The sequence below is a fragment of the Tenacibaculum profundicola genome (assembly GCF_057220795.1).
Window position 1 is genome coordinate 3,253,104 of record NZ_CM170137.1, and the last position, 16,721, is coordinate 3,269,824.

Below are 16,721 nucleotides of genomic sequence, written 5' to 3' on the forward strand. Positions count from 1 at the left end.
GTGACAGCAAAGTCCATTCCACCAACAGTTTCCCTTGAGAATACTGATGGTGTTTTTAATTCTAAATGGATAAAGAACAAGAAGGCAAAGTCCATAGATAGATACACTTCAGAGGTGAATACATTTCGGAATGCTGATGATCTATCCCTTTTTGCTGAGCAAGATTCCTATTGGATGTCTTCCGTAGAACAGATGATCACTAGATGGGATAAAGAAATATATCCTTCTATGGATGAATTTGATAAGAGAGAATTCTATAGGCTAGATATAAAAAGAACCAGTGAAATAATTCAAGATTTCATGCAAGGATCAATTGGAGAATCACTAATTTTTAATAGTCATAAGTACTCGAGAAATGAGTTAAGGGCAAATACTATTTCAAATGAATCACTGAGGTCTAATACTACTTTAAGTAATCTGCCGAAGTCAAAAGATGATATATACTTTTGGAAAAGTGGCAAAAAGAATTTTTTAACTTTTATAGATAATAATTTAGAGGCCCCTCAACAAATAGTGGGGGAATTGGTGGACAAAAAAGAATTCTCTAAATATTCTGATCGTGAAATTTTAGGAGTTGGATTAAATGCTATAGAAAATCTTCAAATATTTAGTCATGCACAACCAGGGAAATTATTTTTAAATGGTAGGTGGTTGAATAAAGAAGAAATATATCGTTGGTTATTAGAGTTGCCTATAGATAGGTCAACACTTAAGAATTTAAGTATTTATGGCTGTAATTTCGCGAAAGGGGAAAAAGGAAAACAAGCAGTGATGTATTTAGAAAGAAAGCTAATGGTTTCAATTGCTGCATCCATCAATATAACAGGAATTCAAGGAGATTGGGATTTAGAAGTCGGTAAGGCAATACATCCTATTCAGATACCTGATTATCGCTATAATCTACAAATAACAGATACCGATGGTGATGGCGTTAGCGACGATGTAGATTTAGATGCCGATAATGATGGGATTTTGAATGAGCAAGAGTGCTATAGTTCCGATTTTAATTGGGCTAATTCATACACTACCACTGCTGATCCAAAGGTGATTACGTCAACAATTGCTGGGATTAATATGACTTACTCATCTACGGTCGCTATAACCTTAACAGGTAACCTTTATGGACAAAGTGAATTCCCTGCAGAATATGGGGTTCCAAATACAAATCCATCAATTAGAAATCTTCAAGCGGATGTAAATACTGTTACATTTTCATCACCTATTAAAGATCCAGTGTTAGTATTTACGTCTATAGGACAACCAGGGCTTTCCGTGCCTATTATTTTCAGTTCACCTATACAGCTAATTTGGTCTAAGGATGTAATTGTTGATTCTCCTACGCAAATTACTGGAGAAGAAGGGTATGCAATCGTTAAGGTTTTAGGCGAACATTCATCTATTACATTTGAATATAAAACAGCAGAGAATTTTTGCAATTTTGTATTAGGTGCCGACATAGGAACCTATTGTGATACAGATTCTGATGGTACACCAGATTATTTAGATATAGATAGTGATGGTGATGGTTGTTATGATGCTATAGAAGGATCAGGAAGTGTTAGCCCATCACATTTAGATGTCAATGGAAGAATTGATTATGTAAATAACGGCGGAGTAGATGCAAATGGAGTTCCTAACCTGGTAAATTCAGGAGGAGCTGCAGATACCAATTCAAATCAAGGTCAAGAAACAGCGACGGCGGTTACAGATACTTCAGATATTTTGGCTTGTTATGTTGACCCATGTACATTGGGAGCCACTGCAGGAACGGTCACAGCAAATGATTTCGATGGAGATGGCATTATTAATGATTGTGATTTAGATGATGATAATGATGGTATTTTAGATTGTGCCGAGGCCAATATAACATCTACAACAGAGGTTGATGCCTTATTTGCTTTAGGCGGTAGTTCGGTAAAATTGGGACCAAAAGAAATACGATTAACAGAGTCTATAAAAGACCAATCCGGTCGAGCAATTTCGAATGATAAAATATCTTTTGGTAAAGATTTCACGATTAAATTTGAGGCCTATTTAGGATCTAGAAATGGAGCGGATGGTATTGCTATTGTTTTCCATGATGATCCAAGAGGTTCATCAGCGCAAGGAACCGTAGGTGTTGGTTTAGGAGCGTTAACGATAGAAAACGGAATTGTTTTAGAAATAGATACTTTTAAAAACAGTCAAGTATCCTCAGATATGTCTGATGATCATGGTACAATTTGGCCATCTGATAATGATAACAAGATTTCTACGATATTATCAAATTCAGTTTCTCTAGGCGAGTTAGAGAATGATACTTGGTATCCAGTAGAGATAACCTGGGATAGTGCAACCAAAACAATCGCTTATACGGTAAATGGAATTGTAGCAGGTAGCTATACAGGCGATGTTGTTACTGATTATTTTGGAGGCGAGAGCTTGGTATACTTTGGATATACAGCTTCCACTGGAGGATCGACGAATGAGCAAAAAATTAGATTTGCTGATTTCTGTGCAGATTTACCACTAGAGGCTGATACAGATAATGATGGTATTTCGAATCATTTAGATTTAGATAGCGACAACGATGGTATTTCAGATTTAGTAGAAGGAGGCGCCGATGGAGCCTTAGATGCAAATAATAATGGGGTATTAGATAACGGAGCAGACAGTGATGGTGATGGTATTGCCGATGTAGTAGATCCAGACAATGGAGGAACAGCATCAAGTACCCCTGATACTGATGGTGATGGCGTGCTAGATTACCAAGATTTAGACAGTGATAATGATGGTCTTAATGATGTAGAAGAAGCAGGAGGTACCGACAGTGATGGAGACGGACAAGTTGATACCAGTGGAACTTTAGTAGATGGTAATAATTTACCAGATACCGATGCCAATGGTACTGCGGATGTATTAGAGCCCAATAACCCTAATTTACCAGGTCCTTTAGATACTAATGGCGACGGTATAGTTGATGATACTACAGATAGTGATGGTGATGGTATTGCCGATGTGATTGATGGAGATTTAGGTAACTTTGGAGATGCTATAGTCATAGAAGCCGATAGTGATAGCGATGGCATTTCAGATCTATATGATTTAGATGATGATAATGATGGTATTTTAGATTGTGCAGAGGCGAGTATAACGTCGAATACAGAGGTTGATGACTTATTTTCTTTAGGCGGTAATTCGGTAAAATTGGGACCAAAAGAAATACGATTAACAGAGTCAATTAAGAACCAATCAGGTCGAGCAATTTCGAATGATAAAATATCTTTTGACAAAGATTTCAAGATTAGATTTGAGGCCTATTTAGGAGCTAGGAATGGAGCAGATGGTATTGCTATTGTTTTCCATAATGATCCGCTAGGTTCATCCGCTCAAGGAACAGTAGGTGTTGGTTTAGGAGCGTTAACGATAAAAAATGGAATTGTTTTAGAAATAGATACTTTTAAAAACAATCAAGTGTCTTCAGATATGTCTGATGATCACGGTTCTATTTGGCCATCTGATAACGATAACAAGATTTCTACGATATTATCAAATTCAGTTTCTCTAGGCGAGTTAGAGAATGATACTTGGTATCCAGTAGAGATAACCTGGGATAGTGCAACTACTACAATCAGGTATACGGTAAATGGAATTTTAGCAGGTAGCTATTCAGGCGATGTTGTTACTGATTATTTTGGAGGCGAGAGTTTGGTATACTTCGGGTATACAGCTTCGACAGGCGGAGACACGAACGAGCAAAAAATTAGATTTGCTGATTTCTGTGCAGATTTACCACTAGAGGCCGATACAGATAATGATGGTATTCCGAATCATATAGATTTAGATAGTGATAATGATGGTATCTATGACATTATAGAGGCCGGAAAAGTAGGAGCTTTAAATTTAGACGCCAATAATGACGGACGAGTTGATGGGATGGATGATGTCTCTGGCAGTGCAGATTTGGATCAAGATGGTTTAGCGGATTCGATAGAAGGAGTCAACGGAGAAGATGCGGGGATCTTACCAAGAACAACAACAGGAAGGATTTCAGATCACGTTAATTCAGATAGTGATGGCGATGGTTGTAGTGATGCCAATGAAGCCTATGATAATATAGATACTGATGGGGCAGGAGATACATATTATAACCCTGCAGATTTGACAGAGCCGTTAAAGGTAGGTTTAGGAGTGAATGCGAATGGTACTGTTACAGCCGCTGGGTATAGTACAGGAGATGTCGCTGCGGTAATAGATGCAGGTAGTTCACTTTGTTATATAAACCCATGTACATTGGGAGCCACTGCAGGAACGGTCACAGCAAATGATTTCGATGGAGATGGCATTATTAATGATTGTGATTTAGATGATGATAATGATGGTATTTTAGATTGTGCCGAGGCCAATATAACATCTACAACAGAGGTTGATGCCTTATTTGCTTTAGGCGGTAGTTCGGTAAAATTGGGGCCAAAAGAAATACGATTAACAGAGTCTATAAAAGACCAATCTGGTCGAGCAATTTCGAATGGTAAAATATCTTTTGGTAAAGATTTCACGATTAAATTTGAGGCCTATTTAGGATCTAGAAATGGAGCGGATGGTATTGCTATTGTTTTCCATGATGATCCAAGAGGTTCATCAGCGCAAGGAACCGTAGGTGTTGGTTTAGGAGCGTTAACGATAGAAAACGGAATTGTTTTAGAAATAGATACTTTTAAAAACAGTCAAGTATCCTCAGATATGTCTGATGATCATGGTACAATTTGGCCATCTGATAATGATAACAAGATTTCTACGATATTATCAAATTCAGTTTCTCTAGGCGAGTTAGAGAATGATACTTGGTATCCAGTAGAGATAACCTGGGATAGTGCAACCAAAACAATTGCGTATACGGTAAATGGAATTGTAGCAGGTAGCTATACAGGCGATGTTGTTACTGATTATTTTGGAGGCGAGAGCTTGGTATACTTTGGATATACAGCTTCCACTGGAGGATCGACGAATGAGCAAAAAATTAGATTTGCTGATTTCTGTGCAGATTTACCACTAGAGGCTGATACAGATAATGATGGTATTTCGAATCATTTAGATTTAGATAGCGACAATGATGGTATTTCAGATTTAGTAGAAGGAGGCGCCGATGGAGCCTTAGATGCAAATAATAATGGGGTATTAGATAACGGAGCAGACAGTGATGGTGATGGTATTGCCGATGTAGTAGATCCAGACAATGGAGGAACAGCATCAAGTACCCCTGATACTGATGGTGATGGCGTGCTAGATTACCAAGATTTAGACAGTGATAATGATGGTCTTAATGATGTAGAAGAAGCAGGAGGTACCGACAGTGATGGAGACGGACAAGTTGATACCAGTGGAACTTTAGTAGATGGTAATAATTTACCAGATACCGATGCCAATGGTACTGCGGATGTATTAGAGCCCAATAACCCTAATTTACCAGGTCCTTTAGATACTAATGGCGACGGTATAGTTGATGATACTACAGATAGTGATGGTGATGGTATTGCCGATGTGATTGATGGAGATTTAGGTAACTTTGGAGATGCTATAGTCATAGAAGCCGATAGTGATAGCGATGGTATTTCAGATCTGTATGATTTAGATGATGATAATGATGGTATTTTAGATTGTGCAGAGGCGAGTATAACGTCGAATACAGAGGTTGATGACTTATTTGCTTTAGGCGGTAATTCGGTAAAATTGGGTCCAAAAGAAATACGATTAACAGAGTCAATTAAGAACCAATCAGGTCGAGCAATTTCGAATGATAAAATATCTTTTGACAAAGATTTCAAGATTAGATTTGAGGCCTATTTAGGAGCTAGGAATGGAGCAGATGGTATTGCTATTGTTTTCCATAATGATCCGCTAGGTTCATCCGCTCAAGGAACAGTAGGTGTTGGTTTAGGAGCGTTAACGATAAAAAATGGAATTGTTTTAGAAATAGATACTTTTAAAAACAATCAAGTGTCTTCAGATATGTCTGATGATCACGGTTCTATTTGGCCATCTGATAACGATAACAAGATTTCTACGATATTATCAAATTCAGTTTCTCTAGGCGAGTTAGAGAATGATACTTGGTATCCAGTAGAGATAACCTGGGATAGCGCAACTACTACAATCAGGTATACGGTAAATGGAATTTTAGCAGGTAGCTATTCAGGCGATGTTGTTACTGATTATTTTGGAGGCGAGAGTTTGGTATACTTCGGGTATACAGCTTCGACAGGCGGAGACACGAACGAGCAAAAAATTAGATTTGCTGATTTCTGTGCAGATTTACCACTAGAGGCCGATACAGATAATGATGGTATTCCGAATCATATAGATTTAGATAGTGATAATGATGGTATCTATGACATTATAGAGGCCGGAAAAGTAGGAGCTTTAAATTTAGACGCCAATAATGACGGACGAGTTGATGGGATGGATGATGTCTCTGGCAGTGCAGATTTGGATCAAGATGGTTTAGCGGATTCGATAGAAGGAGTCAACGGAGAAGATGCGGGGATCTTACCAAGAACAACAACAGGAAGGATTTCAGATCACGTTAATTCAGATAGTGATGGCGATGGTTGTAGTGATGCCAATGAAGCCTATGATAATATAGATACTGATGGGGCAGGAGATACATATTATAACCCTGCAGATTTGACAGAGCCGTTAAAGGTAGGTTTAGGAGTGAATGCGAATGGTACTGTTACAGCCGCTGGGTATAGTACAGGAGATGTCGCTGCGGTAATAGATGCAGGTAGTTCACTTTGTTATATAAACCCATGTACATTGGGAGCCACTGCAGGAACGGTCACAGCAAATGATTTCGATGGAGATGGCATTATTAATGATTGTGATTTAGATGATGATAATGATGGTATTTTAGATTGTGCCGAGGCCAATATAACATCTACAACAGAGGTTGATGCCTTATTTGCTTTAGGCGGTAGTTCGGTAAAATTGGGGCCAAAAGAAATACGATTAACAGAGTCTATAAAAGACCAATCTGGTCGAGCAATTTCGAATGGTAAAATATCTTTCGGTAAAGATTTCACGATTAAATTTGAGGCCTATTTAGGATCTAGAAATGGAGCGGATGGTATTGCTATTGTTTTCCATGATGATCCAAGAGGTTCATCAGCGCAAGGAACCGTAGGTGTTGGTTTAGGAGCGTTAACGATAGAAAACGGAATTGTTTTAGAAATAGATACTTTTAAAAACAATGAAGTATCCTCAGATATGTCTGATGATCATGGTACAATTTGGCCATCTGATAATGATAACAAGATTTCTACGATATTATCAAATTCAGTTTCTCTAGGCGAGTTAGAGAATGATACTTGGTATCCAGTAGAGATAACCTGGGATAGTGCAACCAAAACAATCGCTTATACGGTAAATGGAATTGTAGCAGGTAGCTATACAGGCGATGTTGTTACTGATTATTTTGGAGGCGAGAGCTTGGTATACTTTGGATATACAGCTTCCACTGGAGGATCGACGAATGAGCAAAAAATTAGATTTGCTGATTTCTGTGCAGATTTACCACTAGAGGCTGATACAGATAATGATGGTATTTCGAATCATTTAGATTTAGATAGCGACAACGATGGTATTTCAGATTTAGTAGAAGGAGGCGCCGATGGAGCCTTAGATGCAAATAATAATGGGGTATTAGATAACGGAGCAGACAGTGATGGTGATGGTATTGCCGATGTAGTAGATCCAGACAATGGAGGAACAGCATCAAGTACCCCTGATACTGATGGTGATGGCGTGCTAGATTACCAAGATTTAGACAGTGATAATGATGGTCTTAATGATGTAGAAGAAGCAGGAGGTACCGACAGTGATGGAGACGGACAAGTTGACACCAGTGGAACTTTAGTAGATGGTAATAATTTACCAGATACCGATGCCAATGGTACTGCGGATGTATTAGAGCCCAATAACCCTAATTTACCAGGTCCTTTAGATACTAATGGCGACGGTATAGTTGATGATACTACAGATAGTGATGGTGATGGTATTGCCGATGTGATTGATGGAGATTTAGGTAACTTTGGAGATGCTATAGTCATAGAAGCCGATAGTGATAGCGATGGCATTTCAGATCTATATGATTTAGATGATGATAATGATGGTATTTTAGATTGTGCAGAGGCGAGTATAACGTCGAATACAGAGGTTGATGACCTATTTGCTTTAGGCGGTAATTCGGTAAAATTGGGTCCAAAAGAAATACGATTAACAGAGTCAATTAAGAACCAATCAGGTCGAGCAATTTCGAATGATAAAATATCTTTTGACAAAGATTTCAAGATTAGATTTGAGGCCTATTTAGGAGCTAGGAATGGAGCAGATGGTATTGCTATTGTTTTCCATAATGATCCGCTAGGTTCATCCGCTCAAGGAACAGTAGGTGTTGGTTTAGGAGCGTTAACGATAAAAAATGGAATTGTTTTAGAAATAGATACTTTTAAAAACAATCAAGTGTCTTCAGATATGTCTGATGATCACGGTTCTATTTGGCCATCTGATAACGATAACAAGATTTCTACGATATTATCAAATTCAGTTTCTCTAGGCGAGTTAGAGAATGATACTTGGTATCCAGTAGAGATAACCTGGGATAGCGCAACTACTACAATCAGGTATACGGTAAATGGAATTTTAGCAGGTAGCTATTCAGGCGATGTTGTTACTGATTATTTTGGAGGCGAGAGTTTGGTATACTTCGGGTATACAGCTTCGACAGGCGGAGACACGAACGAGCAAAAAATTAGATTTGCTGATTTCTGTGCAGATTTACCACTAGAGGCCGATACAGATAATGATGGTATTCCGAATCATATAGATTTAGATAGTGATAATGATGGTATCTATGACATTATAGAGGCCGGAAAAGTAGGAGCTTTAAATTTAGACGCCAATAATGACGGACGAGTTGATGGGATGGATGATGTCTCTGGCAGTGCAGATTTGGATCAAGATGGTTTAGCGGATTCGATAGAAGGAGTCAACGGAGAAGATGCGGGGATCTTACCAAGAACAACAACAGGAAGGATTTCAGATCACGTTAATTCAGATAGTGATGGCGATGGTTGTAGTGATGCCAATGAAGCCTATGATAATATAGATACTGATGGGGCAGGAGATACATATTATAACCCTGCAGATTTGACAGAGCCGTTAAAGGTAGGTTTAGGAGTGAATGCGAATGGTACTGTTACAGCCGCTGGGTATAGTACAGGAGATGTCGCTGCGGTAATAGATGCAGGTAGTTCACTTTGTTATATAAACCCATGTACATTGGGAGCCACTGCAGGAACGGTCACAGCAAATGATTTCGATGGAGATGGCATTATTAATGATTGTGATTTAGATGATGATAATGATGGTATTTTAGATTGTGCCGAGGCCAATATAACATCTACAACAGAGGTTGATGCCTTATTTGCTTTAGGCGGTAGTTCGGTAAAATTGGGGCCAAAAGAAATACGATTAACAGAGTCTATAAAAGACCAATCCGGTCGAGCAATTTCGAATGATAAAATATCTTTTGGTAAAGATTTCACGATTAAATTTGAGGCCTATTTAGGATCTAGAAATGGAGCGGATGGTATTGCTATTGTTTTCCATGATGATCCAAGAGGTTCATCAGCGCAAGGAACCGTAGGTGTTGGTTTAGGAGCGTTAACGATAGAAAACGGAATTGTTTTAGAAATAGATACTTTTAAAAACAGTCAAGTATCCTCAGATATGTCTGATGATCATGGTACAATTTGGCCATCTGATAATGATAACAAGATTTCTACGATATTATCAAATTCAGTTTCTCTAGGCGAGTTAGAGAATGATACTTGGTATCCAGTAGAGATAACCTGGGATAGTGCAACCAAAACAATCGCTTATACGGTAAATGGAATTGTAGCAGGTAGCTATACAGGCGATGTTGTTACTGATTATTTTGGAGGCGAGAGCTTGGTATACTTTGGATATACAGCTTCCACTGGAGGATCGACGAATGAGCAAAAAATTAGATTTGCTGATTTCTGTGCAGATTTACCACTAGAGGCTGATACAGATAATGATGGTATTTCGAATCATTTAGATTTAGATAGCGACAACGATGGTATTTCAGATTTAGTAGAAGGAGGCGCCGATGGAGCCTTAGATGCAAATAATAATGGGGTATTAGATAACGGAGCAGACAGTGATGGTGATGGTATTGCCGATGTAGTAGATCCAGACAATGGAGGAACAGCATCAAGTACCCCTGATACTGATGGTGATGGCGTGCTAGATTACCAAGATTTAGACAGTGATAATGATGGTCTTAATGATGTAGAAGAAGCAGGAGGTACCGACAGTGATGGAGACGGACAAGTTGACACCAGTGGAACTTTAGTAGATGGTAATAATTTACCAGATACCGATGCCAATGGTACTGCGGATGTATTAGAGCCCAATAACCCTAATTTACCAGGTCCTTTAGATACTAATGGCGACGGTATAGTTGATGATACTACAGATAGTGATGGTGATGGTATTGCCGATGTGATTGATGGAGATTTAGGTAACTTTGGAGATGCTATAGTCATAGAAGCCGATAGTGATAGCGATGGCATTTCAGATCTATATGATTTAGATGATGATAATGATGGTATTTTAGATTGTGCAGAGGCGAGTATAACGTCGAATACAGAGGTTGATGACCTATTTGCTTTAGGCGGTAATTCGGTAAAATTGGGTCCAAAAGAAATACGATTAACAGAGTCAATTAAGAACCAATCAGGTCGAGCAATTTCGAATGATAAAATATCTTTTGACAAAGATTTCAAGATTAGATTTGAGGCCTATTTAGGAGCTAGGAATGGAGCAGATGGTATTGCTATTGTTTTCCATAATGATCCGCTAGGTTCATCCGCTCAAGGAACAGTAGGTGTTGGTTTAGGAGCGTTAACGATAAAAAATGGAATTGTTTTAGAAATAGATACTTTTAAAAACAATCAAGTGTCTTCAGATATGTCTGATGATCACGGTTCTATTTGGCCATCTGATAACGATAACAAGATTTCTACGATATTATCAAATTCAGTTTCTCTAGGCGAGTTAGAGAATGATACTTGGTATCCAGTAGAGATAACCTGGGATAGCGCAACTACTACAATCAGGTATACGGTAAATGGAATTTTAGCAGGTAGCTATTCAGGCGATGTTGTTACTGATTATTTTGGAGGCGAGAGTTTGGTATACTTCGGGTATACAGCTTCGACAGGCGGAGACACGAACGAGCAAAAAATTAGATTTGCTGATTTCTGTGCAGATTTACCACTAGAGGCCGATACAGATAATGATGGTATTCCGAATCATATAGATTTAGATAGTGATAATGATGGTATCTATGACATTATAGAGGCCGGAAAAGTAGGAGCTTTAAATTTAGACGCCAATAATGACGGACGAGTTGATGGGATGGATGATGTCTCTGGCAGTGCAGATTTGGATCAAGATGGTTTAGCGGATTCGATAGAAGGAGTCAACGGAGAAGATGCGGGGATCTTACCAAGAACAACAACAGGAAGGATTTCAGATCACGTTAATTCAGATAGTGATGGCGATGGTTGTAGTGATGCCAATGAAGCCTATGATAATATAGATACTGATGGGGCAGGAGATACATATTATAACCCTGCAGATTTGACAGAGCCGTTAAAGGTAGGTTTAGGAGTGAATGCGAATGGTACTGTTACAGCCGCTGGGTATAGTACAGGAGATGTCGCTGCGGTAATAGATGCAGGTAGTTCACTTTGTTATATAAACCCATGTACGTTGGGAGCCACTGCAGGAACGGTCACAGCAAATGATTTCGATGGAGATGGCATTATTAATGATTGTGATTTAGATGATGATAATGATGGTATTTTAGATTGTGCCGAGGCCAATATAACATCTACAACAGAGGTTGATGCCTTATTTGCTTTAGGCGGTAGTTCGGTAAAATTGGGGCCAAAAGAAATACGATTAACAGAGTCTATAAAAGACCAATCTGGTCGAGCAATTTCGAATGGTAAAATATCTTTCGGTAAAGATTTCACGATTAAATTTGAGGCCTATTTAGGATCTAGAAATGGAGCGGATGGTATTGCTATTGTTTTCCATGATGATCCAAGAGGTTCATCAGCGCAAGGAACCGTAGGTGTTGGTTTAGGAGCGTTAACGATAGAAAACGGAATTGTTTTAGAAATAGATACTTTTAAAAACAATGAAGTATCCTCAGATATGTCTGATGATCATGGTACAATTTGGCCATCTGATAATGATAACAAGATTTCTACGATATTATCAAATTCAGTTTCTCTAGGCGAGTTAGAGAATGATACTTGGTATCCAGTAGAGATAACCTGGGATAGTGCAACCAAAACAATCGCTTATACGGTAAATGGAATTGTAGCAGGTAGCTATACAGGCGATGTTGTTACTGATTATTTTGGAGGCGAGAGCTTGGTATACTTTGGATATACAGCTTCCACTGGAGGATCGACGAATGAGCAAAAAATTAGATTTGCTGATTTCTGTGCAGATTTACCACTAGAGGCTGATACAGATAATGATGGTATTTCGAATCATTTAGATTTAGATAGCGACAACGATGGTATTTCAGATTTAGTAGAAGGAGGCGCCGATGGAGCCTTAGATGCAAATAATAATGGGGTATTAGATAACGGAGCAGACAGTGATGGTGATGGTATTGCCGATGTAGTAGATCCAGACAATGGAGGAACAGCATCAAGTACCCCTGATACTGATGGTGATGGCGTGCTAGATTACCAAGATTTAGACAGTGATAATGATGGTCTTAATGATGTAGAAGAAGCAGGAGGTACCGACAGTGATGGAGACGGACAAGTTGATACCAGTGGAACTTTAGTAGATGGTAATAATTTACCAGATACCGATGCCAATGGTACTGCGGATGTATTAGAGCCCAATAACCCTAATTTACCAGGTCCTTTAGATACTAATGGCGACGGTATAGTTGATGATACTACAGATAGTGATGGTGATGGTATTGCCGATGTGATTGATGGAGATTTAGGTAACTTTGGAGATGCTATAGTCATAGAAGCCGATAGTGATAGCGATGGTATTTCAGATCTGTATGATTTAGATGATGATAATGATGGTATTTTAGATTGTGCAGAGGCGAGTATAACGTCGAATACAGAGGTTGATGACTTATTTGCTTTAGGCGGTAATTCGGTAAAATTGGGTCCAAAAGAAATACGATTAACAGAGTCAATTAAGAACCAATCAGGTCGAGCAATTTCGAATGATAAAATATCTTTTGACAAAGATTTCAAGATTAGATTTGAGGCCTATTTAGGAGCTAGGAATGGAGCAGATGGTATTGCTATTGTTTTCCATAATGATCCGCTAGGTTCATCCGCTCAAGGAACAGTAGGTGTTGGTTTAGGAGCGTTAACGATAAAAAATGGAATTGTTTTAGAAATAGATACTTTTAAAAACAATCAAGTGTCTTCAGATATGTCTGATGATCACGGTTCTATTTGGCCATCTGATAACGATAACAAGATTTCTACGATATTATCAAATTCAGTTTCTCTAGGCGAGTTAGAGAATGATATTTGGTATCCAGTAGAGATAACCTGGGATAGCGCAACTACTACAATCAGGTATACGGTAAATGGAATTTTAGCAGGTAGCTATTCAGGCGATGTTGTTACTGATTATTTTGGAGGCGAGAGTTTGGTATACTTCGGGTATACAGCTTCGACAGGCGGAGACACGAACGAGCAAAAAATTAGATTTGCTGATTTCTGTGCAGATTTACCACTAGAGGCCGATACAGATAATGATGGTATTCCGAATCATATAGATTTAGATAGTGATAATGATGGTATCTATGACATTATAGAGGCCGGAAAAGTAGGAGCTTTAAATTTAGACGCCAATAATGACGGACGAGTTGATGGGATGGATGATGTCTCTGGCAGTGCAGATTTGGATCAAGATGGTTTAGCGGATTCGATAGAAGGAGTCAACGGAGAAGATGCGGGGATCTTACCAAGAACAACAACAGGAAGGATTTCAGATCACGTTAATTCAGATAGTGATGGTGATGGTTGTAGTGATGCCAATGAAGCCTATGATAATATAGATACTGATGGGGCAGGATATACATATTATAACCCTGCAGATTTGACAGAGCCGTTAAAGGTAGGTTTAGGAGTGAATGCGAATGGTACTGTTACAGCCGCTGGGTATAGTACAGGAGATGTCGCTGCGGTAATAGATGCAGGTAGTTCACTTTGTTATATAAACCCATGTACATTGGGAGCCACTGCAGGAACGGTCACAGCAAATGATTTCGATGGAGATGGCATTATTAATGATTGTGATTTAGATGATGATAATGATGGTATTTTAGATTGTGCCGAGGCCAATATAACATCTACAACAGAGGTTGATGCCTTATTTGCTTTAGGCGGTAGTTCGGTAAAATTGGGGCCAAAAGAAATACGATTAACAGAGTCTATAAAAGACCAATCTGGTCGAGCAATTTCGAATGGTAAAATATCTTTTGGTAAAGATTTCACGATTAAATTTGAGGCCTATTTAGGATCTAGAAATGGAGCGGATGGTATTGCTATTGTTTTCCATGATGATCCAAGAGGTTCATCAGCGCAAGGAACCGTAGGTGTTGGTTTAGGAGCGTTAACGATAGAAAACGGAATTGTTTTAGAAATAGATACTTTTAAAAACAGTCAAGTATCCTCAGATATGTCTGATGATCATGGTACAATTTGGCCATCTGATAATGATAACAAGATTTCTACGATATTATCAAATTCAGTTTCTCTAGGCGAGTTAGAGAATGATACTTGGTATCCAGTAGAGATAACCTGGGATAGTGCAACCAAAACAATCGCTTATACGGTAAATGGAATTGTAGCAGGTAGCTATACAGGCGATGTTGTTACTGATTATTTTGGAGACGAGAGCTTGGTATACTTTGGATATACAGCTTCCACTGGAGGATCGACGAATGAGCAAAAAATTAGATTTGCTGATTTCTGTGCAGATTTACCACTAGAGGCTGATACAGATAATGATGGTATTTCGAATCATTTAGATTTAGATAGCGACAATGATGGTATTTCAGATTTAGTAGAAGGAGGCGCCGATGGAGCCTTAGATGCAAATAATAATGGGGTATTAGATAACGGAGCAGACAGTGATGGTGATGGTATTGCCGATGTAGTAGATCCAGACAATGGAGGAACAGCATCAAGTACCCCTGATACTGATGGTGATGGCGTGCTAGATTACCAAGATTTAGACAGTGATAATGATGGTCTTAATGATGTAGAAGAAGCAGGAGGTACTGATAGTGATAACAACGGACAAGTTGATACCAGTGGAACTTTAGTAGATGGTAATAATTTACCAGATACCGATGCCAATGGTACTGCGGATGTATTAGAACCCAATAATCCTAATTTATCTGGATCTTTAGATGCCAATGGCGACGGTATAGTTGATGATACTACAGATAGTGATGGTGATGGTATTGCTGATGTGCTTGATGGAGACCCTACTAATTTTGGAGATGCCACGATAGTTGAACCCGAAGCTGATAGTGATGGTGATGGTGTTAGTGATAAAGTAGATTTAGACGCTGATAATGACGGGATTTTGAATGAGCAAGAGTGTTATAGTTCCGATTTTAAGTGGGCTAATTCATATACTACGACTGCTGATCCCAAGGAGATTACGTCAACAATTGCAGGGATCAATGTAACGTATTCATCTACGGCTGATATAACTTTAACAGGAAACCTTTATGGACAAAGTGAATTCCCTACAGAATATGGGGTTCCAAATACGAATCCATCGATTAGAAATCTTGAGGCGGATGTAAATACGGTTACATTTTCATCACCTATTAAAGATCCAGTGTTAGTATTTACGTCTATAGGGCAACCAGGACTTTTTGTACCTATTATCTTCAGTTCACCCATACAGTTAATTTGGTCTAAGGACGTAAGTGTCGATTCTCCTACGCAGATTACCGGAGAAGAAGGGTATGCAATCGTTAAGGTTTTAGGAGAGCATTCATCTATTACATTTGAATATGGGGCAGCAGAGAATTTTTGCAATTTTGTATTAGGCGCTGATATTGGAACCTATTGTGATACAGATTCTGATGGTACACCAGATTATTTAGATTTAGATAGTGATGGTGATGGTTGTTATGATGCCTTAGAAGGAGCAGGAAGTGTTATTTCATCACATTTAGATGTCAATGGAAGAATTGATTATGCAACTAATGGCGGAGTAGACACCAATGGAGTTCCTAACTTGGTAAATTCAGGAGGAGCTGCGGATACTGATTCAAATCAGGGTCAAGAAACTGCAGTTGCAGTGGTAGATGCTTCCGATAGCACGTCTTGTTGTGATGCTTCAGTATCAGGATTTACAGATACAGATTCAGATAACATAGCTGATAGCTGTGATTTAGACGATGACAATGATGGTATTTTAGATAGTGTAGAAGACAACGGAGATCCTAATAGAGATACCGATGGTGATGGTATTGTAGACCGATTGGATTTAGATAGTGATGGCGATGGTATTTTAGATATAGAAGAGAGCGGTCAAGATTCTTCGGTAGTAGATACTGATGG

Annotated in this window: 1 protein-coding gene (only partly in view); it reads left to right on the forward strand. The window is 38.8% G+C overall.

What is annotated here, in order from left to right; genetic code table 11:
* Positions 1–16,721, forward strand: the 5' portion of a protein-coding gene (locus tag AC2TDS_RS13865; protein WP_484736173.1) for a lectin-like domain-containing protein. The gene runs 14,470 nt beyond the window's last position; only the first 16,721 of its 31,191 coding nucleotides appear in the window; it begins with the start codon at positions 1–3; its stop codon lies off the right edge, out of view.